Consider the following 24,484-nt stretch of genomic DNA (forward strand, 5'->3'; position numbering starts at 1 on the left):
CAACTCTGCTTCAAAAGCAACAGGGCGGAGATCGAAACCTCCGCCCTGCCCAAATGATTACAATCCAAGAGCCTTTCAGGCGCTTGCGACCTGCTTTTCAGTGCCCGCATCGCGCTCCTTCTTGAGGAGTTCGGCCAGCAGGAACGCCAGTTCCAATGCCTGATCGGCGTTAAGGCGCGGATCGCAATGCGTGTGGTAGCGATCCTGAAGATCGTCTGCGGAGATGGCGCGGGCGCCGCCCGTGCATTCCGTGACGTTCTTGCCGGTCATTTCGACATGAATACCGCCCGGATGCGTGCCCTCGGCGCGATGGATCGCGAAGAAGGATTCTACTTCCTTGAGAATGCGGTCGAACGGACGCGTCTTGTAGCCGCCAGCGGTGATCGTATTGCCATGCATCGGATCGCAGGACCAGACGACCTTGCGGCCTTCCTTTTCGACAGCGCGGATGAGCTGCGGCAGGTGATCGCCCACCTTGTCGTAGCCGAAGCGCGCGATAAGCGTCAAACGGCCAGCTTCGTTTTCCGGGTTGAGCAGGTCGATCAGGCGGATGAGATCATCCGGCTGCAAGGACGGGCCACACTTGAGACCGAGAGGGTTCTTGATACCGCGGCAATATTCGATATGTGCATGGTCGGCCTGGCGCGTGCGATCACCGATCCAGATCATGTGACCAGACGTGCCATACCAGTCGCCCGACGTGGAATCGACGCGGGTGAGCGCTTCTTCATAGCCGAGTAGCAGCGCTTCATGGCTCGTGTAGAAGTCAGTCTCGCGCAGCGAATGGTTGCTGTCAGACGTGATGCCGATAGCGCGCATGAAGTGCATCGTTTCCGAAATGCGCTGCGCCAGAGCCGTGTAACGTTCAGCCTGTGGGCTCTTGCCGACGAAGCCGAGCATCCACTGGTGCACGTTTTCCAGATTGGCATAGCCGCCCTGCGCAAAAGCGCGCAGCAGGTTCAGCGTTGCTGCGGACTGGCGGTAAGCCATGTCCTGGCGCTGCGGATCGGGCGTGCGCGAGGCTGCGTCGAAATCGATACCGTTGATGATGTCGCCACGGTAGGACGGCAGCTCGACGCCATCCTTCGTTTCCATGTCCGTCGAACGCGGCTTGGCGAACTGACCGGCAATACGACCAACCTTCACCACCGGTTTGGAAGCACCGAAGGTGAGGACGACGGCCATTTGCAGGAACACGCGGAAGAAGTCGCGAATATTATCCGCGCCATGTTCAGCGAAGCTTTCGGCGCAATCGCCGCCCTGAAGCAGAAATGCCTTGCCTTCCGCCACAGCGGCCAGCTGCTGCTTAAGCTTGCGCGCCTCGCCTGCAAAAACCAAAGGCGGATAGGTGCGAAGACGGGCCTCAACGTCGGTCAGAGCCTGTGCGTCCGGATAAAACGGCACTTGCTTGATCGGTTTGTTTCTCCAGGAATGCGGGGTCCAGTTCTTCGTCATTAGAGCACCTGTTTTGCGTTATCCGCTCGATAATCCTCGGATTATATCCTCCTTACACGAAAGCCGGAATTCCAATCATGCAGCCTGCACCTGAAGAAGATGCCAGCCACATGTCTAATCCCGGCGTGCGTGGGTCGCGCTGATATAATGCACGCGCGGGTTTTATACCAGCAATAATCGTTAATGATATTCTCCTGCGGCGAAAGGGTCAGCCTTCGACCTTTTCGCCATTTACGACGCGATAACTTGGCTTGTACATCGTGACCAGTTCTTCGGCGGCGGTCGGATGCACGGCCATGGTGCGGTCGAAATCATCCTTGGTCGCGCCAGCCTTCAGCGAAATCCCCAGAAGCTGCCCCATTTCACCGGCATCCGGTCCCATAATATGGGTGCCCAGGACGCGGCGGCTTTTGGCATCGACGACGATCTTCATCAGCATCTTTTCGTTGCGGCCCGAAAGCGTGTTCTTCATCGGACGGAACAAGGCGCGATAGACTTCGACTTCCGGATATTTCTTCGCTGCCTCTTCCTCGGTCAAACCGACAGTGCCAATTTCGGGCTGGGAAAAGACAGCCGTTGCGATCAATTCATGATCGGGCTTGGTCGGATTGTCCTTGAAAACTGTTTCAAGGAAGCACATTGCCTCGTGAATGGCCACAGGCGTCAGCTGCACGCGGTTGGTGACATCGCCGACCGCCCAGATATTGGCGGTGCTGGTGCGCGAATAGTCATCCACTTCCACGGCGCCGAGCTTGTCCAACTTCACGCCAGCGGTTTCAAGGCCGAGTCCTTCCGTGTTGGGCATGCGGCCAAGCGCCAGCATCGCCTGCCCGGCTTCGAGTGTCTCGCCATTCGACAGGGCAATGGACAACAGGCCGTTTGCCTGCTTCGTAACCTTCTCGAAAACCGCCTCACAAATGATGCGAATACCCTTGGCTTCCATGGTTTCATGCAGCAAATGGCGAACATCGCCGTCGAAACCGTTCAGGACTTCCTTGCCGCGATAGACAAGTGTGGTTTCCACGCCGAGACCATGGAAGATATTGGCGAATTCGACCGCGATATAGCCACCGCCCGCGATGACAATTGCCTTTGGCAATTCATCCAGATGAAAAGCCTCGTTCGAGCTGATGCAAAGCTCATGGCCGGGCAGAGCCGCGTGCGGGTTCGGACGTCCACCGGTGGCGATCAGAATATGTTCAGCAGTAACGCGTCGTCCATCAGCCTTCAGCTCGACCGTATGTTCATCGACGAGCACGGCGCGACTTGCAAAAATCTCGACCTTCGAATTTTCAAGCCCCTTGCGGTAGAGCCCTTCCAGACGGTCGATTTCCTTGTCCTTGGCAGCGATCAGCTTCTTCCAGTCAAAGCTGCTTTCGCCCACCCTCCAGCCGTAACCGGCGGCGTCCTCGAAATGTTCGGGAAACTGCGAGGCATAGACAAACAGCTTTTTCGGTACACAGCCGCGAATGACGCAGGTGCCGCCCATGCGATATTCCTCGGCCAGACCGACCTTCTTCCCCATGGCGCCCGCCAGTCGGCCTGCGCGCACACCACCGGAACCGCCACCGATAACAAAAAGGTCGTAGTCATACCCGGCCATGGGGAATCTCCTTCAGAATTACTGACGATGATATGTAGGCAAAAGAAAAAGCCCGGCCAAGTCGCCGGGCTTTCAAATTATTTGATCTGAGCCGTGATTTACTGCTGTGCAGGCTGCTGCGTCTGCTGGCCAGCTGCCGCACCGGCCTGAGCGGCCAGAACTTCTGCAACATCGCGAGCGAGGTCACGGGCAACACCATTTTGCCAGACATTGGCGGCCTTCACGACTTCACGGGTCACAATCGGGCCTTCCGACAGAAGCTTCTTGCCAGCTGGCGAGGTGTAGAAGGTCGAGATCGCCTTCAGTTCCTCTTCCGAAAACGCCTTTGCGTAAGCGCGTGCGGATTCGGTTTCGAGGTCCGAACGGCGGGCAGCGAGAGCCAGAGCCTTTTCATCGACGGTCTTGGTGATCAGACCTTCGAGATTGGGGTCCTTCTGGATCAGCTCGCCCTTGAGCGCGCGGGCTGCGTTCGGCAGAATCTCGTCGAACTGCTCGGTCGCGTGGATCGCGGAGATCGCTTCGCGGGCAGCCTGCAGATGGGCATCAGTGATTTCCTGCGCCGAAGCCGCATGAACGCCGGCCATCAGGGCGAATACGGAAAGCGGTGCAATCAGACGACGAAAGCCAGTTGCCGGGATCATATGCTCAATACTCCGTTCAATCAGTTCAACACCAGTAATAGCACTGGCAGTTCAAGACCGGTTCAGGGTTCGGATGCCGTCGGTGCCTGCAATTACTGCCGCACGCGCCAGCCCGATGAAAAGTCCATGCTCGACGACGCCGGGAATGGCGAAGAGAGCGTCAGATAGTGTCTTTGGCTCGGGAATGCGGCCAAAAGATGCATCGACGATGTAGTGTCCACCATCCGTTACAAAAGGCGAACCATCTTTTAAGCGCAGGTTCAGCGGGCCTGCAAGGCCGCATTTCGCGGCTGCCGCCTCGATTGCGCGCATCGTGGCGCCAAGACCGAAGCGGTTGACCTCGATGGGCAGCGGAAAACGACCCAGGGTTTCCACAACTTTCGATTGGTCGGCAATGACGATCATGGCGTCCGAGGCTGCGGCCACGATCTTTTCGCGCAACAGCGCGCCGCCGCCGCCCTTAATGAGCGACAGTTCGGAATCGACTTCGTCCGCGCCGTCAATGGTCAGATCGAGATGCGGAGTTTCTTCCAGCGTCGTCAGCGGAACGCCCAGTTCCTGACACAGGCTGGCGGTGCGTTCAGAGGTCGGCACGCCGACGATCTTGAAGCCGCCCTGCACTTTTTCGGCCAGCAGACGCACGAATTCTTCTGCCGTGGAGCCCGTGCCGATGCCAAGACGCATACCATCCTTGACATGCGTCAGCGCCTCGGCTGCGGCGGCGATCTTCAGCTTGCGTGCTTCGTCCATGAAAGAAATCCTAGCATATCCTCCGGGTTGAACCGGCGGATTCTCGTCCCAATTCGGTTCGCGTCTAGCATGCGCAGGCATGACAACAAAGCATCTATTTAAATATGACGCAGAATTTCACATCTGCGCGACCGGACTACCTGCCCTTGAGCCGTTGCACGCTATCGGTTACGTATGCCTGACGTCATCTATCCGAAAGAGACATTATGTCCGTTGCCAGTGCCAAGCCCATCATCGTTTTCGATCTCGACGGCACACTCGTCGATACCGCGCCGGACCTTCTCGACAGCCTCAATCACTGCCTGTCCATTTCCGGTCTCAAGGCCGCCGATCGGGCAGCGTTGCGCCGGTTTGTCGGTCAGGGCGGACGCACCATGATCGAACGCGCTTTCGCGGCGCAGCAGACGCAGATCGATGACACGCGCCTCGACCAGTTGGTGGAAGAGTTTCGCGAGCATTATGCGGACAACATGCCCGGACATTCCGTGTTCTTCCCCGGGGTACTGGAAGCGCTCGACCGCTTTCAGGCGCATGGCTTCGAGCTGGCTGTCTGCACGAACAAGTTCGAATCTCTTTCGGTCAAGCTGTTGACGTCAATGGGCGAAGCCGCGCGCTTTGCCGCGATCTGTGGGGCGGACACTTTCGCCTGGCGCAAGCCGGACCCGCGCCATCTGACCGACACCATTGCGCGCGCTGGCGGCAATCGTGATCGCGCGCTGATGGTCGGCGACAGCCGCACGGATATCGACACGGCCAAGGCGGCGGGTATCCCGGTAGTAGCCGTCGATTTCGGTTATACTGACCTTCCGGTCCAGCATTACGAACCGAGCCGGGTGATTTCGCATTATGACGAATTCACCCTCGAAATGGCCGAGCAGCTGATCGACGCGGTTGCAGACCCCGTCTGAAAGGATCGAGAACGGTGAAAAATACAGTTTCTCAGTTTGTTACGCTGGCTTTTTCAACCGCTATGGCATCAGGCGCTTTCGCTCAGGAAAAATCCGCGCCCGGCCTTCCGGGCGTTGAACCGCAAAAGCCTCTCGTCTCGGCGCCACCGCCCGCCCCGGAGCCGGATGGAACGCCAGCAGGCAGCTGGAAGAATTTTCGGGTCGGCAATACCGATGTGTCTGTCTCGGGCGATATCATTATTGATGTCGGCACCGGCAGAGGCGGCTCCCGTCACCGATAATCCTTAGCTTCGCGCTGAAACTGCCAATGCGGACCAGACGGCGGGCAGCAGGTCGGGCAAGTCTTCAGCGATCAATCCGTGACCGAAGCGCCGTCCCGCATCGGCATGAACCCAGACTGCCGCGCAGGCCGCCTCAAGAGGCGGCATCCCCTGCGCCAGCAGACCGGCCACAATGCCTGCCAGAACATCGCCGGAACCGGCGGTCGCCAAAAACGGCGTTCCATTTGCATTGATCGCGGCGCGACCATCCGGGGCGGCGATGACCGTATCCGGCCCCTTATAGATCACCACCGCATTGGCAAGGGTAGCCGCCTTACGGGCCTTATCGAGCTTTGACGCATCATCCTTGGCCACATCCGGGAAGAGCCGACGGAATTCTCCCTCATGCGGCGTCAAAACAAGCGCTGTCGCCGCGCCTTTTCGCGCCTCAAACAATTCTCGCGGATTCTTTTCGAATGCCGTTATGCCATCCGCATCAAGCACCAGCCCATTGAGCGCCGGAAATGCCGATGCCGAGCGCCCGCCCAGCATCAGGGCATGCTCGCGTGCGAATGCTGCGTTTCCGTAACCGGGGCCGAGCACAGCCGCCGCGACTTTTCGATCTGCGATGAACTCCCGTACATCGCTGGCACTGCGGGTTTCGCGCACCATGATGCTGGTGACATGCGCCGCATTGATTGGCACGGCATCCGGTGGCGACAATAGCGTTACGGCTCCCGCGCCGCTTCTGGCCGCAGCCAGTGCCGACAGCCGCGCTGCGCCCGTCGCGTGCATGCCACCAGAAAAGACGGCGACATGTCCGCGGCTATATTTATGCGCATTGACGTTCAAGGCAGGCAAGCTATCCACCCATAAAGCGGGAGCATTTTCGTGCGCCTGCGGGCGGATCGTGTCCAGCACACGGTCTGGAATGCCGATATCCGCCACATGCAGAACGCCGCATAACGCCCTGCCCGGCTGCAGCAAATGGCCGGGTTTCTTGCGGAAAAATGTGACGGTTGCCCGCGCTTTGACCGCCGCGCCCAGGAGTTGCCCGCTGGCGCCCGACACGCCGCTTGGCAGATCGACGGCGATAACCGGAATGTCTGATGCGTTGATCGCGTCGATGGCCACGGCTTCGGCCCCATGAACCTCACGCGTCAGTCCTGCACCGTAAATGGCATCGATGACACCGGAAAAACTGGCGGGCGAAAATTCGTTGATGCTGCGCACCTCGCCCTTGTGAAACAGCGAGGCACGAAGCGCGTCGCTGCCTTTTCGCGGCGGCGCGACGCTGAAGCACACGACCTCGAAACCCGCTTCCAGAAGATATTGCGCTGCGACATAACCGTCACCGCCATTATTGCCCGGTCCGCATAAAACCGCGACCGGCCCTTTGTCGGCGAACATGCGTTGTGCGACTTCCGCCACCGCCCGCCCCGCCGCCAGCATCAGCGAAAAGCCGTCACGCACCCCGTTATCCATGGTCCAGCGGTCCGCGGCTGCCATTTCATCGGGGTTTAGCAATTCCAACATCGCGCACCTGTTTCGTAAGACGGATTTCGCGGTGATTAAACACGCGGCAGAGCGCTTTGTGCAAGAGAGCCTATATTTGTCGCAAATTGATTACTTTTTTAATCATACATTCAATATCAGGATAGCTCTTCCACACCCCAACGATAGGCACCTCCTTGCAAAGGTGCCGCCTTTAGTGCCACTCTGCTAAGGAAATGGAAGAGAAGAGAAAATTTTGCCTAGTTTTTTCAAACTGGCACGCTTCATGCTTCTCCAACAGTGAAACGGGCACAACGCTCATTTCTGAAGAAAAGCGGAGACCATTCTCTGATGAAAAAGATCGAAGCCATCATTAAGCCCTTCAAACTCGATGAAGTGAAGGAAGCCCTTCAGGAAGTCGGCTTGCAAGGCATCACTGTCATCGAAGCCAAGGGCTTTGGACGACAGAAAGGTCATACCGAGCTTTACCGCGGTGCCGAATACGTCGTCGACTTTCTTCCCAAGGTGAAAGTCGAAGTCATTGTAGCGGATGAAACCGTGGACAACGCGATTGAAGCCATCCGCAAGGCAGCCCAGACGGGTCGCATCGGCGACGGCAAGATTTTCGTCTCCAACATTGAAGAAGTCATTCGTATCCGCACCGGTGAATCCGGCGTCGATGCCATCTGATTAACACCTGCATACCTCTCCTTCGTCGTGCAAACAGGGAATTAAAATGACGACCGCCAACGATATTCTGAAACAGATCAAAGACAACGACATCAAGTTTGTCGACCTTCGCTTCACCGACCCGAAGGGCAAGCTCCAGCACGTTACGATGGATATCGGCCTCGTTGACGAAGAAATGTTCGTTGACGGCGTCATGTTTGACGGCTCCTCGATCGCCGGCTGGAAGGCCATCAACGAATCCGACATGGTTCTGATGCCTGATCCGGCGACGGCCCATATCGACCCGTTCTTCGCCCAGTCCACGCTGGTCATTCTTTGCGACATTCTCGAGCCGATCTCGGGCGAGGCTTACAGCCGCGATCCGCGCACGACCGCAAAGAAGGCAGAAGCCTACATGAAGTCGCTCGGTATCGGCGACACGGTCTATGTCGGCCCGGAAGCTGAATTCTTCGTCTTCGACGACGTCAAGTACAAGGCAGATCCGTACAATACCGGATTCAAGCTCGATTCCACCGAACTGCCGTCCAACGACGACACCGACTATGAAACCGGCAATCTCGGCCACCGTCCGCGCGTCAAGGGCGGCTATTTCCCGGTTCCGCCGATCGACAGCTGCCAGGACATGCGTTCCGAAATGCTCACCGTTCTGACGGAAATGGGCGTAACAGTTGAAAAGCATCACCACGAAGTGGCATCGGCCCAGCACGAACTCGGCGTCAAGTTTGACTCGCTCGTTCGCAACGCCGACAAGATGCAGATCTACAAGTATGTCGTGCATCAGGTTGCCAATGCCTATGGCAAGACCGCTACCTTCATGCCAAAGCCGATTTTCGGCGACAACGGCTCGGGCATGCACGTTCACTTCTCGATCTGGAAAGACGGCAAGCCGACCTTTGCTGGCAATGAATATGCTGGTCTGTCGGAAAACTGCCTGTTCTTCATCGGCGGCGTCATCAAGCATGCCAAGGCTGTGAACGCATTCACCAACCCGTCGACCAATTCGTACAAGCGTCTGGTTCCGGGCTATGAAGCTCCGGTTCTGCTGGCCTACTCGGCACGCAACCGTTCGGCTTCCTGCCGTATTCCTTTCGGCTCTTCGCCGAAGTCGAAGCGTCTTGAAGTCCGCTTCCCGGACCCGGCTGCCAATCCGTATCTCTGCTTCGCAGCGCTGCTGATGGCTGGCCTCGACGGCATCAAGAACAAGATCCATCCGGGCCAGGCCATGGACAAGGATCTGTATGACCTGCCGGCAAAGGAACTGAAGAAGATCCCGACCGTTTGCGGCTCGCTTCGTGAAGCGCTCCAGTCGCTCGACAAGGATCGCGAATTCCTCAAGGCCGGTGGCGTGTTCACCGACGACCAGATCGACTCGTTCATCGAACTGAAGATGGCCGAAGTGATGCGTTACGAAATGACCCCGCATCCGGTCGAATTCGACATGTACTACTCGGTCTAATAACGGAGATGCGGGAGCGCTTGCGCTCCCGCCATTCCATGAGTTACCGAGGGGAACGACGCGTTTTTAAAAACGCGCAAAAGAAAACCCGGCTTTATGGCCGGGTTTTCTTTTTGTAATCAATGCTTTGGATAAACTATTTGAGAAATAGTTTCAGTTGGCTCAAAGCGCCTTGAGTACCCGCGCTGCGATCATCATTTCGACCGCGCGCGCCTTGCGCCGTGCAGCCGCTTCCGCGTCTTCGCCCCACTGTTCGGTCGTCCAGTCTTCGTCGATATGCGCCAGTGCCCAGCCGTCTTCGGCGGATACTTCGCCCTTGGCGATGGCCAGCGCGATGATGGCCGAGCCGGTTAGCGTCGTCATCGTATGGAGCGAAGCAAGCGCAATCGGGTCGGTGAATGCGGACAGATGAATGCCAAATGCCGTAATCGCCTCACGCGACTGCTCCACATGCATCACGCCTTCGGCAAGCGTAAAGCGCGCGCCCAGCGTTTCCGCCCAGTCGATCAGCGGGTCCCACCGCGCCGTCTGGCGCGACACCAGTTCCTGTGGCGCGTCGGCGCGATAGCAGAGCAAATCCGTGCCTGCGAAACGCAATATGTCTTCAAGCACCGCCTGCGGGTCCTGCGCGATGCCGTCAATGGCCGTGTTCACAAGGCGCGTTGCGGGCATTTTACCCGGATCGATAACCTTTTCCTGCGCACGGAATTCTTCAGCAACGATCTCTGCCGCCGAAGCCGTCGGAAGCATGAGGAGACTGCGCGCTGGTGTCTTTACCGGGCGACCGTCGAGATGAACGGCAAAACCACCTTCCACTTCAGCGACTTCCACCTGCTCATAGAACCGCTTCGGCAGTTGCGCCTGCATCAGCTTCTGCGCTCGTATGATGGGATTCTCGTCGGAAAGCTGCTTTCCGGCTTCAAGATCGCTCAAAGTATCACGCATGGGGTCTTTCCAACTTTTAAAAGTGCATCCATTGCTTTCAGCAGCGGATGAAGGTCGTGCGGCGTAGCCAATATGTGGTGCGCACCGGCTTCGACGAGCGCATGCCGGTCATGATAACCCCATGACACGCCCGCCGCCATGGCTCCTGCCGAGCGCGCCATCTGCATATCGTAAATCGCATCGCCGATAACAATGGTTCGGTCGGGTTCTATCCCCATTTCCGCGCAGGATTCAAGCACCATCGCCGGATGGGGTTTGGACGGGCAGTCGTCCGCCGTGCGAATGACCAGAAAATGCTTGCCGATGCCATGGCGTTCGAACACCGCATGGACGCCGCGACGCGATTTGCCCGTGACGATCCCCAACAAAAGATCGTCCCGCTCGCCGAGTTCGGTCAGAAGCGGCAGAATGCCGTCATAGAGCGGCTCCGAGAAATCCGGCGCCTGCCGCAGTCGCACGAAATTATCCTTGTAGCGCTGCGTCAACCAATTGACCTGTTCATCAGGCTCGCGGCCCAGCAATCGCGCAATGGCCAACGGAAGCGACAGACCGATGATGGAATGCGTCTGGGCTTGTTCCGGTGGCGTCAACCCCGCATCGGCAAAGCTCTCTGCCATGCAGCGATGGATGAAGTCACCGCTATCGACCAAAGTGCCGTCGCAATCGAAAAGAACAAGTTTCATCGTGCTGCTGCCGCCTTTGCCGGTCGATTGATGATTATCAAGCCAAGGCCGATCAGGATCAAGGCTGCGAATATCTTCAAGCTCAAGGCCTCGCCGAGCACGATTCCGCTCAGCAACACGCCAAAAGCGGGCGTGAGAAAGGCAAAGTTGGAAAGCTTCGACGCCGGATAGCGATTCACCATCCAGAACCAGAGCGGATAGGTGAATGCGACCACAAAGAAGGACTGAAACAGCAGCGAGATTACCGAAAGAACATTCGGATCGCGCACGAGTGGGCCGGCAAGGCCGATAAACGGTAGCGGCACCAACGTGGCGACGACCAGCTGATACAGCAGGATTTTCTCAGGAACGGCATAAGCGAGTTTGCTGCGCTTGATGACCAGCGTGGTCAGCCCCCAGAGAATGCCCGAAACAAGCGCCAGCAAATCGCCATAGAACGCATAGGGCCCCGGTCGGCTGACATGATCAGAAAACACCACAAACACACCCAGAAACGCCACGCACATGCCGATGAACGCCCGGATCGACATGCGCTCGCCGAGCAGGAAATGGCTGCCGATCGCCACCCAGAACGGCATGACATTCATCATCAGTGTCACGCGACTGACGCTGGTGAGGTCCATCGCGAGAAAAATCAGCACAAACTCGGTGCCAAACAACAGCCCCGCAAGAATGCCCGGCAGCAGGGTTCCATCATTTCTGAACAGCGGAATGCGCCGCCAGAAACACCAGAAAAACACGCACATGCCGCCCAAAGCGGAACGCCCGGCGGCCATCAGCATCGGATTGAAACCCTGATTGCCGATCTTCACGGCAACCTGATTAAGCCCCCAGCTGAACATGATGAAGATGACCAACGCCACGGCCAGCCCATCGAAAGAAGCCCGGCCCGGCGCCAGCGCTTCAACTTTCCCCTGCCCCATTTTCGCACCGAAATCGTCAGTTTGACTTTATTGGTTAATCTTCCGCACTGTCCTCATCGAAACCAAGCAGGTTCCACGACTGAACCATGTGCGGCGGCAGCGGCGCGGTCACATCAATGATCCCGCCCGATGGGTTGGGGATGCGGATGCGGCGCGCATGCAGATGCAGGCGCTTCTGGATGCCGCCGGGAAACTCCCAGTTCTGGTCGGCTTCGAAATATTTCGGATCGCCGATGATCGGATGACCGATATAGGCGGCGTGAACGCGCAGTTGGTGCGTGCGGCCCGTATAGGGCTCCATTTCCAGCCATGTCAGATTGTTGCCAACCTTTTCGATGATGCGATAATAGGAAACTGCGTGATCGGAATCCGGTTCGCCATGCTGGCAAACGCGCATCTTGTCGCCATCGGGCGTCTGTTCCTTGACCAGCCAGGTCGAAATCTTGTCTTCACGCTTGCGCGGTACACCCTTCACCAACGCCCAGTAGGTTTTTTTGGTATCACGTTCGCGGAAAGCGGCGGTCAGAGCCTGCGCCGCGCCGCGCGTGCGCGCCACCACAAGCACGCCCGATGTATCGCGGTCGATGCGATGAACAAGACGCGGCTTTTCGCCCTTCTTGTTGCGCCACGCTTCCAGCATACCGTCAACGTGACGGGTCAGTCCTGAACCGCCCTGCACGGCGAGACCCGCTGGCTTGTTGAAGACAAACACCTTCGGATCTTCATAAATCAGCATCTGCGAGAGAACGTCGCCGTCCTGCTGGCTGCGGATGGTACGCGCTGTGACTGGGCCAGTTGCCTTTTCATCGACACCGAGCGGCGGGATGCGAACCATCTGGTTCGCCTGAAGGCGCGTATCGGCCTTGGCGCGACCGCCATCGACACGAACCTGACCTGAACGCAGCAATTTTTGCAGATGGCCGAAGCCCAGCCCAGGAAAGTGAACCTTGAACCAGCGATCGAGGCGCATGCCCGCTTCGCTTGTATCCACAATCTTCTGTTCGACGCCTGCCATGAGAAACCCGATCAATATCTTTCTGCCACGCGCAATCGGCGTGTCTGAGTGTTATTCCTGTCAATAGACGTGAGTTTCCACGATTGCTAGTGCTCTGATGCCGACATTTGATTTCCGCCATCCTCAGAGCGGATTTTGACGCCGAATTCGAATGCGTGGCGTAGAATTCCATAAAACTTGAATCTGCAAGCTTTAAGTTTAGTTTTCGCTCATATTGGCGCGAAATCCGCTGAATCTTCACACTCAGTTACATACGTTTTTAATTTATGGCCGGTTTTGACACCCCATAGCCACTTCTTGCAGTCATAGAATATTGATACAAAGGCGGGGCTATACCATGTAGCCCCGTAAATAGAACGAGCGGGAGTGCGAAAGTGTCATTGCTCAAAATATACTGGCGAGCCATGGAATATCTTGCGGTCGAGAAAGCCGCAACGATATCGATGTGTGTCGCGAGTGTCCTTGTTGCCCTTGTAACGCTGGCCGAGCCTATCCTTTTCGGTAAGGTCATTCAGGCCATTTCCGACAAGGGAGATATCTTCTCCCCGCTGTCGATGTGGGCAGCGCTTGGCGTTTTCAACATCATCGCAGCCGTTTTCGTGGCGCGTGGTGCGGATAGGCTCGCGCATCGCCGCCGTCTCGGCGTGATGATCGACTCCTATGAGCGCCTGATCACCATGCCGCTTGCCTGGCATCAGAAGCGCGGCACGTCGAATGCCCTGCACACGCTGATCCGCGCGACGGACTCGCTCTTCACGCTCTGGCTCGAATTCATGCGTCAGCACCTGACCACGGTTGTGGCGCTGGCGACGCTTATTCCGGTTGCCATGAACATGGATATGCGCATGTCGCTCGTCCTGATCGTGCTCGGCGTCATTTATGTCATGATCGGCCAACTGGTCATGCGCAAGACCAAGGACGGCCAGATGGCCGTTGAGAAGCATCATCACAAGCTTTTCGAACATGTCAGCGATACAATCAGCAATGTTTCGGTCGTGCAGAGCTATAACCGCATTGCCTCTGAAACGCAGGCGCTGCGCGACTATGCCCGCAATCTGGAAAAGGCACAGTTTCCGGTTCTCAACTGGTGGGCACTTGCCAGCGGTCTGAACCGGATGGCTTCAACCTTCTCCATGGTGGTCGTGCTGGTTCTCGGTGCCTATTTCGTGACCAAGGGTCAGATGCGCGTTGGCGACGTGATTGCCTTTATCGGCTTCGCACAGCTGATGATCGGCCGTCTCGACCAGATCAGCGCCTTCATCAACCAGACTGTGACGGCACGCGCCAAGCTCGAAGAATTCTTCGAAATGGAAGATGCAACTGCCGACCGTCAGGAGCCGCAGGACGTCGCCGATCTGGAAAACGTCAAGGGCGACATCGTCTTCGACAATGTCACCTTCGAGTTCCCGAATTCGGGTCAGGGCGTCTATGATGTTTCCTTCGAGGTGAAGCCCGGCCAGACGGTGGCCATCGTCGGCCCGACCGGTGCAGGCAAGACCACGCTGATCAATATCCTTCAGCGCGTGTTCGATCCGGCTGCTGGTCGTGTGCTGATCGACGGCGTCGATACGCGCACTGTCAGCCGCCGCTCGCTGCGCCATGCGATTGCCACTGTGTTTCAGGATGCCGGTCTCTTCAATCGTACCGTGGAGGAAAATATCCGCGTCGGTCGTGAAGATGCCACGCATGAAGACGTCCATGCCGCAGCCAAGGCTGCCGCCGCGCACGACTTCGTTCTTGCCAAGGCAAACGGTTACGACACGGTTGTCGGCGAGCGCGGCTCGCAGCTTTCGGGCGGCGAACGCCAGCGTCTGGCGATTGCACGCGCCATCCTGAAGGATTCGCCGATCCTCGTGCTCGACGAAGCGACAAGCGCGCTCGACGTCGAGACCGAAGAAAAGGTGAAGCAGGCTGTGGACGATCTGAGCCAGAACCGCACAACCTTCATCATCGCGCACCGTCTTTCGACGGTACGCTCAGCGGATCAGGTTCTGTTCATGGACAAGGGCCATCTGGTCGAACGCGGCAGCTTCGATGAGCTTGCAGCCCGCGGCGGTCGTTTCTCCGATCTGCTCCGCGCCGGTGGTCTTGCTCTGGAAGACAAGCAGGCCAAGCCCGCAGAAGGCAGTAATGTGATGCCTTTCCCGGCCCGTGCCTGATCGCTGATGACAGCAAACACGAAAAAGCCCGGCAGAGATGCCGGGCTTTTTCGTTTTAGAGCGGGATTTCAAACCGGAGTCCATCATATCCGGGCTCAACATTCTCAGGCGTTTCACGCAACACCGTCTCATAATCCAGCGGCACATGCATGTGTGTGAGGATTGCCCGCCTGGGCGCGAATAGTTCGATCCATTCCAGCGCCTGTTCAAGCGAGAAATGGCTCGGATGCGGGCGATATTGCAAGGCACCAAGGATCAGCACATCGGCGTGGCGGATATGGCGCAGGCTCTCATCCGGGAACGCGCTGACATCCGTGCAATAGACAACATTGCCGATGCGGAAGCCGAGCGACTCGATATCGCCGTGGATCTGCCGGAACGGCTCGAACCGGATCTCACCACCCGCGCCGTCGATGGTGAAGGGTGTTTCGGCTGCAATATCATGCATGCTCAGGATCGGCGGATAGCTTGAGCCCGCCGGCGTCTCAAAACAATAGCCAAAGGCGTCGTAGAGCCGGTTACGCGTGAAGCGGTTGGCATAGACATCCATCAGCCGCCGATTATCCACCACATAGGTGCGCAGATCGTCGATCCCGTGAATGTGGTCGGCATGCGGATGGGTATAGACCGCCGCATCGAGCGCGTGCACGCTGGCATTGATCATCTGCGTGCGAAAATCCGGCCCCGTATCGATCACCACCGTGGTGTGGTTGCCGCTCTCATTAAAACGCTCAACCAGCAGCGAGGTACGCGTGCGACGGTTTTTCGGGTTTTGCGGATCGCATTTCCCCCAATCGCCATTGACGCGCGGCACGCCGGGCGACGAACCGCAGCCCAGAATCGTAAATCGCAGGCAATTTCGGGGAGAAGTCACGCTCAAACTTCCTCTGAAGGCCGGGGCATCTTGGAGAAGAGCCTGAACACGTTGTCGCTCGTGATGCGGGCGACTTCTTCATTGCTCACGCCAATCGTCTCGGCCAGCATGGCAGCGGTGTGCTGCACGAAAGACGGTTCGTTGCGCTTGCCACGATGCGGCAGCGGCGCAAGGAACGGCGCATCCGTTTCCACCAGCAGACGGTCACGCGGAACGATGGTCGCAATTTCGCGGATTTCCGGCGAGTTCTTGAAAGTCAGAATGCCGGAAAACGAAACATAGCCGCCCAGTTCAACACCTTTTTCCGCCAGTGCGCGACCGGACGAGAAACAATGGAGAATGAAGGGAAACGCGCCCTTGGCGGTTTCTTGCTCCAGAATTTCGGCCATGTCGTCATCGGCGCTGCGCGCATGGATGACCAGCGGCAGTTGCGTGCGGCGCGCGGCTTCGATGTGGACGAGAAACCCCTGGCGCTGCGCTTCCGGCGGAGCGTAGTCGTAATGATAATCGAGACCCGCCTCGCCTATGGCGACAACTTTCGGGTGTTCCGCGAGGCGCACCAGATCGTCAGCCGTAATGTCCAGTTCTTCATGCGCATTGTTCGGATGGGTGCCGACCGAGCAGTAGACGGACTCGTAAGATTCAGCGATGGCGCGGATCGTATCGAATTTACGCACCCGTGTGGAGATCGTCACCATGCGCTTGATCCCGGCGTCGAGCGCGCGCTGCACAACAGCATCGCGCTCCGGCTCGAAATCGGCAAAATCCAGGTGACAATGGCTATCGACAAGCATCATCGCACTCAGTTCTGCTCTTCGGTTTCCACATAGCGCGGGAAGACCGGCTGCGGGGCTGGCAGATCGGCGCCACCGATGAGCTGGCTTGCTGCCACGTCAGTGAACTGGCGCTTGTCGGCAGGGATGGCCAGAATATCGAGCAGCTTTTCCGCCGACTGCGGGATGAAAGGCTGCACCATGATGCCGACACGGCGAATAACTTCCGCCGTCACATAAAGCACAGTGCCCATGCGCGCCGGATCGGTCTTGCGCAGTGCCCATGGCTCCTGCCCGGCGAAATAGCGGTTCGCTTCGGCGACAACCGCAAAGATCGCGCCGAGCGCCAGATGCAGCGCCTGATCATCCATGGCCTTGCGCGCTGTTTCCAGCGCCGCATTGGCCTGATCGAGAATGGCCTTGTCGGCATCCGAGAATTCGCCCGGCTGCGGCACCTTGCCTTCGCAATTCTTGGCGATCATCGACAGCGAACGCTGTGCAAGATTGCCGAGGTCATTGGCAAGATCAGCATTGGTCCGGTTAACGATGGCGTCATGGCTGTAGCTGCCGTCCTGACCGAACGGCACTTCGCGCATCAGGAAGTAGCGTAGCTGATCGAGGCCGTAACGCTCCACCAGACCGAACGGATCGATGACATTGCCGAGCGACTTCGACATTTTCTCGCCGCGGTTGAACAAGAAGCCGTGTGCAAACACGCGCTTCGGCAGCGGAATGCCTGCCGACATCAGGAATGCAGGCCAGTAGACGGCGTGGAAACGCGAAATATCCTTGCCGATGATATGCGCATCGGCAGGCCAATAGGCCCACTTGTCGCTGGTCGTATCGGGATAGCCGAGTGCGGTGATGTAGTTGGTCAGCGCATCGACCCAGACATACATGACGTGCTTTTCGTCGCCCGGCACCGGAATGCCCCAATCGAAAGTGGTGCGCGAAATCGACAGGTCCTTCAGACCGGACTTCACGAAGCTCACAATTTCATTGCGGCGTTCGGCAGGCATGATGAAGCCCGGATTCTTTTCATAAAGATCGAGCAGCTTGTCCTGATATTGCGAGAGACGGAAGAAATAGCTTTCCTCTTCAACCCACTCGACAGGCGTGCCTTGTGGACCGTAGCGAACATTATCCGCGCGGACTTCGGTTTCTTCCTCGCCGTAATAGGCTTCGTCGCGAACCGAGTACCAGCCCGCATAGCCGCCCTTATAGATGTCGCCATTGGCGGCCATTGCCTCCCAGATGGACTGGCTGGCCTTGTAGTGACGCTCTTCGGAGGTGCGGATATAATCGTCGTTCGAGCTGTTCAGAACCTCGGCCATGCGACGGAAAGCTTCGGTATTGCGGTCTGCAAGCTCGCGAGGCGTGATGCCTTCCTTGCGCGCGCTTTGCAGCATCTTGATGCCGTGTTCGTCCGTACCGGTCAGGAAATGCACATCCTTGCCGTTCAGGCGCTGAAAACGCGCCATCGCGTCGGTTGCGATCAGTTCATAGGCATGACCGATATGCGGCTTGCCGTTGGGGTAAGCAATCGCGGTGGTGATATAGTATTTTTCGCGGCTCATTATGGACCCGGTCTTTCGATGTTTGAAAGCGCGCCTGACCGTTTGCGGGAACGATCACCAGACACACACAAGAAAAAATCGTCGGCTGTGACATAACCCATGTGAGCAGTCATGTCACGCCGCAGTGCAGCAAGTTGGGCCGATCTGAAGCTATGATCCAGCGCCAGTGTGAAAAGCGCGATGCGTCTTCTCCAGCAAGATCACAACCGCTTGCTTGCGATCAAGATTATAGGTTTCAGCATCGATGATCTCGCGACCGAGATCGCTCCAAAACCGCGACCACTGATCGGCCTCCCGCAATTGCCCTGCCTCGGCGCGCTGGCGCGCTTCCGTGGCGATGCGCTCCATCAGATGATCGCGGAAAAGTTGATACTGAATTTCCGCCTCACGCCCCGTCAGGACGCTGGCCAACGCCTGCGCCTTGGGCAGATCGAAGGCCGGCCTCTCCAGTATCCCATCGACGGTGTCGGAAATCTCAATGCCGCCATGCGCCAGAAGCAGAAGCGCCTTGCGCACGCTGCCTTCGGCGCGTTCCAGAAGCGTCGGCGTGACACCGGATGCATCCAGCCCGATATGCGCGCCGACATAAGTCAGCGCATCCTTCATGGCCCTCTCGTCCAGCGGACGCAGCTGAATGCTCTGGCAGCGGGAACGGATGGTCGGCAAAAGGCGACCGGATGAATGCGACACCAGCACGAACAGCGCGCGCGCTGGCGGTTCTTCCAGTGTCTTCAATAGCGCATTGGCCGCATTGCGGTTCATGTCGTCAGCGGGATCGACGATGACGATGCGCCAAGCATGGTCCGAGGCGGTGCGGGTCAGAAAATGCGTGACGCGACGGATTTCCTCGACCGTGATACCGGTGCGGAATTTGCCGGTCTTCTGGTCGAACGGGCGATTGATATGCAACACTGCTGGGTGCATGCCACCCGCGATCTGCCGCCAAAGAGGCCTCGAAAAATCCGGCGTACCGATATCTTCCGGCGCATTGGTCTGATCGCCGTGGGTCAGCATATGCCCCGCCAGATGGAAAGCGAGCGTCGCCTTGCCGATGCCCTGCTCGCCCTCGAGCAACAAAGCATGGTGCATCCGGCCTTCGCGATAGGCCTGCGCCAGAAAGCGTGTCACCTCCCCGTGACCGGTCAGATAATCACTCGCGGATGGTCCCGGAATACCTTCAATGGAATCATGCGCCTTGGGGACGTCGAGTTCGTCGATCACAACAGCCCCTTCTTTTTCAACAATTCGCTGGCCAGTGCGCCGATATCTTCAGCTATTTCTTCCTGCGATCGATCAGCTGCAACAACCTTGCAGCGCTCTGGCTCCGCAGCCGCAATGGCCAGAAATGCCTGACGGCGCGCCTCATGCACGGCAATGTCTTCCTTCTCAAATCGATCCGCAGTCTCGTTACCGCGCCGTTTTCCGGCACGGGAAAGCCCTTTTTCAGCCGGAATATCGAGAATGATTGTCATGTCGGGAACAGCACCGTCGATTGCAATACGTTCAATGGCTGCCATATAGGTCGCATCGAGATTGCCCGTCACGCCCTGATAGGCACGGCTGGAATCGATAAACCGATCACACAGCACCACGCGCCCTTCGGCAAGCGCCGGGCGTATCAGCTGGTCAACATGATCGGCGCGGGCAGCAGCGAACAACATTGCCTCCATGGCCGGACCATAGCTTTCGGCATTGCCGCTCAGGATGACGTGCCGCACAGCCTCTGCGCCCGGCGAACCACCGGGTTCGCGCGTAATGACGGGATCAAATCCGTTTGCGCGCAAATACTTGGCAAGCAAGGCGATCTGCGTCGACTTGCCTGCACCCTCGCCGCCTTCGAATGTGATGAATAATCCTGACACTCTGGCTTCCGCATTACGTTCTGAAAAGATTCAATAGCTACAAGAACTTGATTCAAGTTCATACCGGCCTTTGGCGGTGAGGTCGAGAATTTTGAGCATGTCCCGAAAACTGTCTAAAGATATTTGCGCAACCAGCCGGTCGAAAGTTCCACCGCGCTGCTCCATGCTCTTTGCGCAAGACTGCCTTTCTCGACGGATTGCGCAGCAAACAGCGGCACTTGCTGAACCATATTGCCGTTGAGATCAAACTCCAGCATACCGACCTTGCTTTCAACTGCGACCGGCGCATGCAGCGGCCCCTCATAAATGAACCGTGCCTTCAGCTTTTCCCGCCCCTCTTTGGGCAGCAGTAATTCGACATCGTCCTTCACTTTCAGCGAAACACTGGCCTGTGTCCCGCCGAAAACCTGCGCTTCACCCACAATATCGTTTGCCGAATAAAGACGCATATCGTCAAACGACGTCATGCCCCACTGGATCAGCTTTCTGGCTTCCTCTTCGCGCTCCTTGACGCTGGCAAGACCGCTCAACGCAAGAAACAGCCGCCGCCCGTTCTGCTCAGCCGATACGACTAGAGCGTAACCAGATTCTTCCGTGTAACCGGTGCCCATGCCATCCGCGCCAACATCCAGCCGCAAAAGCGGATTGCGGTTGCGCTGGGTGATGTTGTTCCAGGTAAAGGCTTCCTGCGCGTAATATTTGTAGAAATCCGGGTGAGCCGAGTGAATATGACGTGCAAGCTTGGCGAGATCATCCAGCGTGACAGACTGTCCGTTTGCTGGCAAACCGGTCGAATTCACAAACACGGAACTGGAAAGACCAAGTTCCCTGGCGCGCTGGTTCATCCGTTCCGCGAAGCTTTGCTCGCTCCCAGCCATCCCTTCAGCCAGAATGATTGCACCATCGTTAGCCGACTGAACAATCAGCCCCTGAAGAAGATCCGCGACGGTCGGTGCGGACTTGATGCGGGCGAACATGGTCGAAGTACCTGACGGAGCACCGCCGGTGCGCCAGGCATTTTCACTGACGATGTAAGGCGTTTCGAGTGTGGTCTGGCCCTTTTCCAGTGCTTCAAACACCACTTCCGCTGTCATCAGCTTGGCAAGCGATGCGGGCGGGATCGGCGTATCGGCGTTCTTTGACAGAAGGACCGTACCACTGCGGTCATCGATCAGCAGGGCTTGCGGAGCCTTGGTCACAAGCGCGGTCTCGGCTGGCGCGGCAACGGTCGCCAAAGGCAACAGAACGGCAGCGATTCCCACCGTTCCTGCTGTTAAAACGCCTGCGATTCTTGAATGAAGCCCCATGGAAATCCCGTTACGACAGCAAGGATGCAAGCTTACGCAACGAATTCGACCAAAATCAATCCTTCAAACCGCATCACTCAAATATGATGCGACTGAGGGATTAATCCATACGGACAACGAATGCATTCTTGGCCCCAGCCTTCCATGCCGCGCGCAGCAGGGCATCATTGCCGCCATTTTCTGCAACGGCCGTGAGTTCGTAGAACTCGCCCGTTTCAGTCGGCACTTTGGTGCGGTTGACTTTCGCCGTTTTCTGTAAGGCGCGCTGCATCTTTTCAGCCGCTGCAAGCGTGTCGAACAGACCGAGTTCAACATATTCGCCGTGCTCTTCGGCATTGCGGCGCTTCCATGCATCCGAAACAGCGCTTGCCGTCAGGATGCTGCCATATGTGCGTTCTTCCGTATAAGCGCTCGCTGCGATCCGGTCAGATGCATAGCCCGCCAGTCCGCTGATGTGACCCGCATTGGCCACACCAAAGCTTCCATTCGGCTTGCGCGACGGCAGAGGTACGTTCGGTGGCAAAACCGGCGCCGGACCCGACGCATCGCCATAGGCCGGATTAACCGAGAACGGCGATTCCTGCGGAACAGGTGCGGAAACCGGCATGGGTGCGCTTTGCGGCGCCATGGCAGGTATCGGAACAGCAGATTTCGGCGAGGTTGGCGTCGGGCCGTTCATGGCCATCATCACGCCCGTCGCAGGCTGGCCGATCATATCGCCGCCAGCCGGACGATAGGATGCCATCAGATAGGCATCATCCTTGCCGTCGAGCGGTGCACGCCCGACATATTCCACCTTCACATTGGCCGTGCCGTGATGCTGGTAATCGAGCATTTCCGCCGCTTTCTGCGACAGATCGATCACGCGATTATATTCGTAGGGACCGCGATCATTGACGCGCACGATGACTGAGCTACCGGTATCCATATTGGTCACGCGAGCATAGCTCGGCAACGGCATGGTCGGATGCGCTGCGGTCAGATGCGTCATGTCATAGACTTCGCCATTGGCAGTGAGACGTCCATGAAAGGCCTCGCCATACCAGGACGCACGACCGACGGCGGTATAATTTTTGTCTTCTTTGGGATAATACCAGCGGCCCTTGACCTTGTAAGGCTGGCCCGTCTGATCTCGTCCGCCCCCACGGGGCATAGGCTTGCCGGTGCCGTACGCAACACGCGGGCTTGCCTTCACGCCATATTTGGATTCTGCAAAATATTCCTTGGAGCGCTTCGGCTTCGGCTTGGAAGTCGGCGGTGTCGCGCAACCGGCCAGAGCAACGGCCATGGCCATGAAAGTCATCATGGCGACCGAGCCGCGCTTATCACGCAACATCGCCGCCTTCTCGCTGACCGAAATTTTCAGCCCACGCTTCGAACTCATACGCCACACGCCCGCTACTCGACACGCAGCCAAAAACGCTGGCTGCACTTTACATAAATCCAGTGATGTCACCGATTTATTGACGGATCATTAAAACTTTCAGAAAAGCCGTCATTTGAGTCGCCACACGCACAAGATGATTAACGGAACCGACGATCACCGCCTTGAATTGTGGAACCAATCTGCCTCCCACAGAGTTGGAAATACACAACAAGGAGAACACCATGTTTCGAGCACTCATTCTTTGGCTTCTGGGCGTACCATTCATCCTCGTGCTGATTATCTGGTATTTTTTCTTCTAAACACGGAACATTCGCAGGACTACTCCGTTTTAGAAGTGGCTCTCTTGACCTCTGAGCCAGTCACCTAACGTCATGATTAGGCCCGCGCTTCATAGCTGCGGGCCCTTTTTTTGGCTCGAGTTTACCGGTCGCGCGCCGGTTAAGTGGGAATAAGCGCGTTGATGGCCTGCCGGTGGAGCTTGAAATGCGCCGGTGTCCAGGTGGAAAGCTCGCCATCGGTATTCACCGCCCGCGGCTTCTTGGTGCGGATAATCACTTCCGTCGTCGGAAAGGCGCGCACATCATTCCATTTCGACTGCGTGCCGCGTCGCAGGCTCGGCAGTAAACGAAGCAGATGCCACCAGTGATCAACTTCGAGACTGTAGAAATCCAGCTTGCCGTCATCGACGGCCGCGTCCTTTTCAACGGCCATGCCACCACCGTAAAACTTGCCGTTGCCGACGGAAACCTGCAACGTTTTGATCTTTTCGGTGATGCCATCATGTTCGAGATAGGCAGTAAACAGCTCTGACCGCATCAAAATGCGCGCCGCGACGATACCATAGCCGAGCTTGCCCCATTTCTTTTTTCGCGTCCGCGCTCAGTTGCTGCGCAAGTTCCGCGCTGAAACCGATACTGGCGACGTTGAAATAGAGGTGACCGTTCACCTCGCCGAGATCGATGGGATGCACCTTATAGGTCGCAATCTGACGGGCCGCCTCCACCGGATCGGCAGGAATGCCCACGGTTCGGGCAAAATCATTAGCTGTTCCGAGCGGCAAAATGGCGAGCGGCATGGCGGTTTCCATAAGCCCCTTTGCAGCCGCATTGAGGGAACCGTCACCGCCGCCGATGACGACCAGATCATGGTCCCGCTCGCGCGAAATGACATCGGAGATCGTTTCGCCCTCGCGCGGCTGGTGCTCGAACAGTTCCAGCCCACCGCGCTCAAGTTCCGTCCTCATCGCGCCGCCGAATCCTTTCCCATTACGGGCATTGGGGTTCACAATCAGCAATGCGCGACGCTTCGTTGTCTTTGCCATAGAGTATCCGTCGGGTCCGTTTCGTTTCGCTCACCGCAAGTTGCAGCAAGTCGTAAAAGGCTTGTTCAGCAGATGGCGACGGATCGGCGGATATCAATATGCGCAAATGCTAATTCTGCTACCTTTGACAGCAAAGTGAAGACTGTAACAGCATGTGATCGCGTCAGCTGAGCGACTTTTCGCAGGCCCCACCCTGCCGCCGCAATCTTACAGATTGACGGGTGGATAAAGAGAACATAGCTTGTGCCCAAGAGTGCCAAACTCTCCAATCTGATCGAGCCCGATGTGGCTTCAAGATACTGAAATATCTTGCAGATTGCGGGTATGATGTAATGGTAGCCTGTCAGCTTCCCAAGCTGAACGCGCGGGTTCGATTCCCGCTACCCGCTCCAGTTTTTCTC

21 protein-coding genes, 1 tRNA gene and 1 pseudogene are annotated in these 24,484 nt (G+C 57.4%); 6 read left to right on the top strand and 17 right to left on the bottom strand.

Translation table 11 applies throughout. The features are described from left to right. Window positions 1–75: 75 nt before the first annotated feature. The 4 genes from QLQ11_RS03485 to rpiA all read right to left on the bottom strand — a co-directional run bounded on the left by QLQ11_RS03485 (window position 76) and on the right by rpiA (window position 4,449). The gene (locus tag QLQ11_RS03485) at window positions 76–1,455 is read right to left on the bottom strand and encodes a class II 3-deoxy-7-phosphoheptulonate synthase (RefSeq protein WP_109368918.1); all 1,380 of its coding nucleotides are present in this window, start codon (window positions 1,453–1,455) and stop codon (window positions 76–78) included. 208 nt (window positions 1,456–1,663) lie between these two features. After that, window positions 1,664–3,058, bottom strand: coding sequence for a glutathione-disulfide reductase (gor, locus tag QLQ11_RS03490; RefSeq protein WP_121536093.1), 1,395 nt, complete (start codon window positions 3,056–3,058; stop codon window positions 1,664–1,666). 98 nt (window positions 3,059–3,156) lie between these two features. Next, window positions 3,157–3,699, bottom strand: coding sequence for a DUF2059 domain-containing protein (locus QLQ11_RS03495; protein WP_109368916.1), 543 nt, complete (start codon window positions 3,697–3,699; stop codon window positions 3,157–3,159). A gap of 51 nt (window positions 3,700–3,750) precedes the next feature. Then, the gene (gene rpiA / locus QLQ11_RS03500; RefSeq protein WP_109368915.1) at window positions 3,751–4,449 is read right to left on the bottom strand and encodes a ribose-5-phosphate isomerase RpiA; all 699 of its coding nucleotides are present in this window, start codon (window positions 4,447–4,449) and stop codon (window positions 3,751–3,753) included. Window positions 4,450–4,655: 206 nt separating this feature from the next. On the opposite strand from rpiA, the gene QLQ11_RS03505 reads away from it, so the two are divergent. After that, window positions 4,656–5,357, top strand: coding sequence for an HAD family hydrolase (locus QLQ11_RS03505; RefSeq protein WP_109368914.1), 702 nt, complete (start codon window positions 4,656–4,658; stop codon window positions 5,355–5,357). A gap of 62 nt (window positions 5,358–5,419) precedes the next feature. Beyond that, window positions 5,420–5,638, top strand: coding sequence for a hypothetical protein (locus QLQ11_RS03510; protein WP_109370217.1), 219 nt, complete (start codon window positions 5,420–5,422; stop codon window positions 5,636–5,638). A 3-nt stretch (window positions 5,639–5,641) separates the two neighbouring features. Here the strand turns inward: QLQ11_RS03510 and QLQ11_RS03515 are convergent, their stop codons facing one another. Beyond that, window positions 5,642–7,153 carry an NAD(P)H-hydrate dehydratase gene (locus QLQ11_RS03515; RefSeq protein ID WP_121536090.1) on the bottom strand — a complete coding sequence of 504 codons (1,512 nt, stop codon included), beginning with the start codon at window positions 7,151–7,153 and terminating at the stop codon, window positions 5,642–5,644. 309 nt (window positions 7,154–7,462) lie between these two features. Here QLQ11_RS03515 and QLQ11_RS03520 point away from each other — a divergent pair, with 309 nt between their 5' ends. Together QLQ11_RS03520 and glnA are read left to right on the top strand one after the other, a co-directional pair. Beyond that, window positions 7,463–7,801, top strand: coding sequence for a P-II family nitrogen regulator (locus QLQ11_RS03520; RefSeq protein WP_078338549.1), 339 nt, complete (start codon window positions 7,463–7,465; stop codon window positions 7,799–7,801). A gap of 46 nt (window positions 7,802–7,847) precedes the next feature. Continuing rightward, window positions 7,848–9,257, top strand: coding sequence for a type I glutamate--ammonia ligase (glnA, locus tag QLQ11_RS03525; protein WP_109368912.1), 1,410 nt, complete (start codon window positions 7,848–7,850; stop codon window positions 9,255–9,257). Between the two features lie 162 nt (window positions 9,258–9,419). Here glnA and QLQ11_RS03530 read toward each other — a convergent pair whose 3' ends face one another. From QLQ11_RS03530 to QLQ11_RS03545, 4 genes are read right to left on the bottom strand one after another with little or no spacing between them, the layout of a single operon-like run. Further along, window positions 9,420–10,202 (bottom strand): ATP12 family chaperone protein, encoded by a 783-nt coding sequence (locus QLQ11_RS03530; protein ID WP_121536087.1) that lies wholly within the window; start codon window positions 10,200–10,202, stop codon window positions 9,420–9,422. Beyond that, the gene (locus tag QLQ11_RS03535; RefSeq protein WP_121536084.1) at window positions 10,187–10,885 is read right to left on the bottom strand and encodes an HAD-IA family hydrolase; all 699 of its coding nucleotides are present in this window, start codon (window positions 10,883–10,885) and stop codon (window positions 10,187–10,189) included. The genes QLQ11_RS03530 and QLQ11_RS03535 overlap by 16 nt, the downstream gene beginning before the upstream one ends. Continuing rightward, on the bottom strand, window positions 10,882–11,808 hold the full coding sequence (locus QLQ11_RS03540) for a DMT family transporter (protein WP_121536081.1): 927 nt from the start codon (window positions 11,806–11,808) through the stop codon (window positions 10,882–10,884). The genes QLQ11_RS03535 and QLQ11_RS03540 overlap by 4 nt, the downstream gene beginning before the upstream one ends. A gap of 34 nt (window positions 11,809–11,842) precedes the next feature. Further along, the gene (locus QLQ11_RS03545; RefSeq protein ID WP_121536300.1) at window positions 11,843–12,823 is read right to left on the bottom strand and encodes an RluA family pseudouridine synthase; all 981 of its coding nucleotides are present in this window, start codon (window positions 12,821–12,823) and stop codon (window positions 11,843–11,845) included. A gap of 374 nt (window positions 12,824–13,197) precedes the next feature. Between QLQ11_RS03545 and QLQ11_RS03550 the strand changes: the two genes are divergently transcribed. Next, window positions 13,198–14,982 carry a glucan ABC transporter ATP-binding protein/ permease gene (locus QLQ11_RS03550; protein ID WP_121536078.1) on the top strand — a complete coding sequence of 595 codons (1,785 nt, stop codon included), beginning with the start codon at window positions 13,198–13,200 and terminating at the stop codon, window positions 14,980–14,982. 55 nt (window positions 14,983–15,037) lie between these two features. Here the strand turns inward: QLQ11_RS03550 and QLQ11_RS03555 are convergent, their stop codons facing one another. The 8 genes and pseudogenes from QLQ11_RS03555 to QLQ11_RS03590 all read right to left on the bottom strand — a co-directional run bounded on the left by QLQ11_RS03555 (window position 15,038) and on the right by QLQ11_RS03590 (window position 24,083). Next, window positions 15,038–15,856, bottom strand: coding sequence for an MBL fold metallo-hydrolase (locus tag QLQ11_RS03555; protein ID WP_109368907.1), 819 nt, complete (start codon window positions 15,854–15,856; stop codon window positions 15,038–15,040). 2 nt (window positions 15,857–15,858) lie between these two features. Then, window positions 15,859–16,650, bottom strand: coding sequence for a TatD family hydrolase (locus tag QLQ11_RS03560; RefSeq protein ID WP_109370215.1), 792 nt, complete (start codon window positions 16,648–16,650; stop codon window positions 15,859–15,861). Between the two features lie 8 nt (window positions 16,651–16,658). Then, window positions 16,659–18,206 (bottom strand): methionine--tRNA ligase, encoded by a 1,548-nt coding sequence (metG, locus tag QLQ11_RS03565; RefSeq protein WP_121536075.1) that lies wholly within the window; start codon window positions 18,204–18,206, stop codon window positions 16,659–16,661. Between the two features lie 150 nt (window positions 18,207–18,356). Next, the gene (locus QLQ11_RS03570; protein WP_121536072.1) at window positions 18,357–19,427 is read right to left on the bottom strand and encodes a DNA polymerase III subunit delta'; all 1,071 of its coding nucleotides are present in this window, start codon (window positions 19,425–19,427) and stop codon (window positions 18,357–18,359) included. Further along, window positions 19,424–20,068 carry a dTMP kinase gene (gene tmk / locus QLQ11_RS03575; RefSeq protein ID WP_121536069.1) on the bottom strand — a complete coding sequence of 215 codons (645 nt, stop codon included), beginning with the start codon at window positions 20,066–20,068 and terminating at the stop codon, window positions 19,424–19,426. The genes QLQ11_RS03570 and tmk overlap by 4 nt, the downstream gene beginning before the upstream one ends. Before the next feature lie 113 nt (window positions 20,069–20,181). Then, window positions 20,182–21,375: a D-alanyl-D-alanine carboxypeptidase family protein gene (locus QLQ11_RS03580; protein ID WP_121536066.1), complete on the bottom strand. Its 1,194-nt coding sequence runs from the start codon at window positions 21,373–21,375 to the stop codon at window positions 20,182–20,184. A gap of 100 nt (window positions 21,376–21,475) precedes the next feature. Further along, window positions 21,476–22,759 carry a septal ring lytic transglycosylase RlpA family protein gene (locus QLQ11_RS03585; protein WP_121536063.1) on the bottom strand — a complete coding sequence of 428 codons (1,284 nt, stop codon included), beginning with the start codon at window positions 22,757–22,759 and terminating at the stop codon, window positions 21,476–21,478. A gap of 441 nt (window positions 22,760–23,200) precedes the next feature. Continuing rightward, a pseudogene (locus tag QLQ11_RS03590) lies at window positions 23,201–24,083 on the bottom strand (lipid kinase). 318 nt (window positions 24,084–24,401) lie between these two features. Here QLQ11_RS03590 and QLQ11_RS03595 point away from each other — a divergent pair. Further along, a tRNA-Gly gene (locus QLQ11_RS03595) sits at window positions 24,402–24,475 on the top strand. Window positions 24,476–24,484: the final 9 nt, after the last annotated feature.

The sequence above is a fragment of the Ochrobactrum sp. SSR genome, from assembly GCF_030067775.1.
Classification (GTDB): domain Bacteria; phylum Pseudomonadota; class Alphaproteobacteria; order Rhizobiales; family Rhizobiaceae; genus Brucella; species Brucella teleogrylli.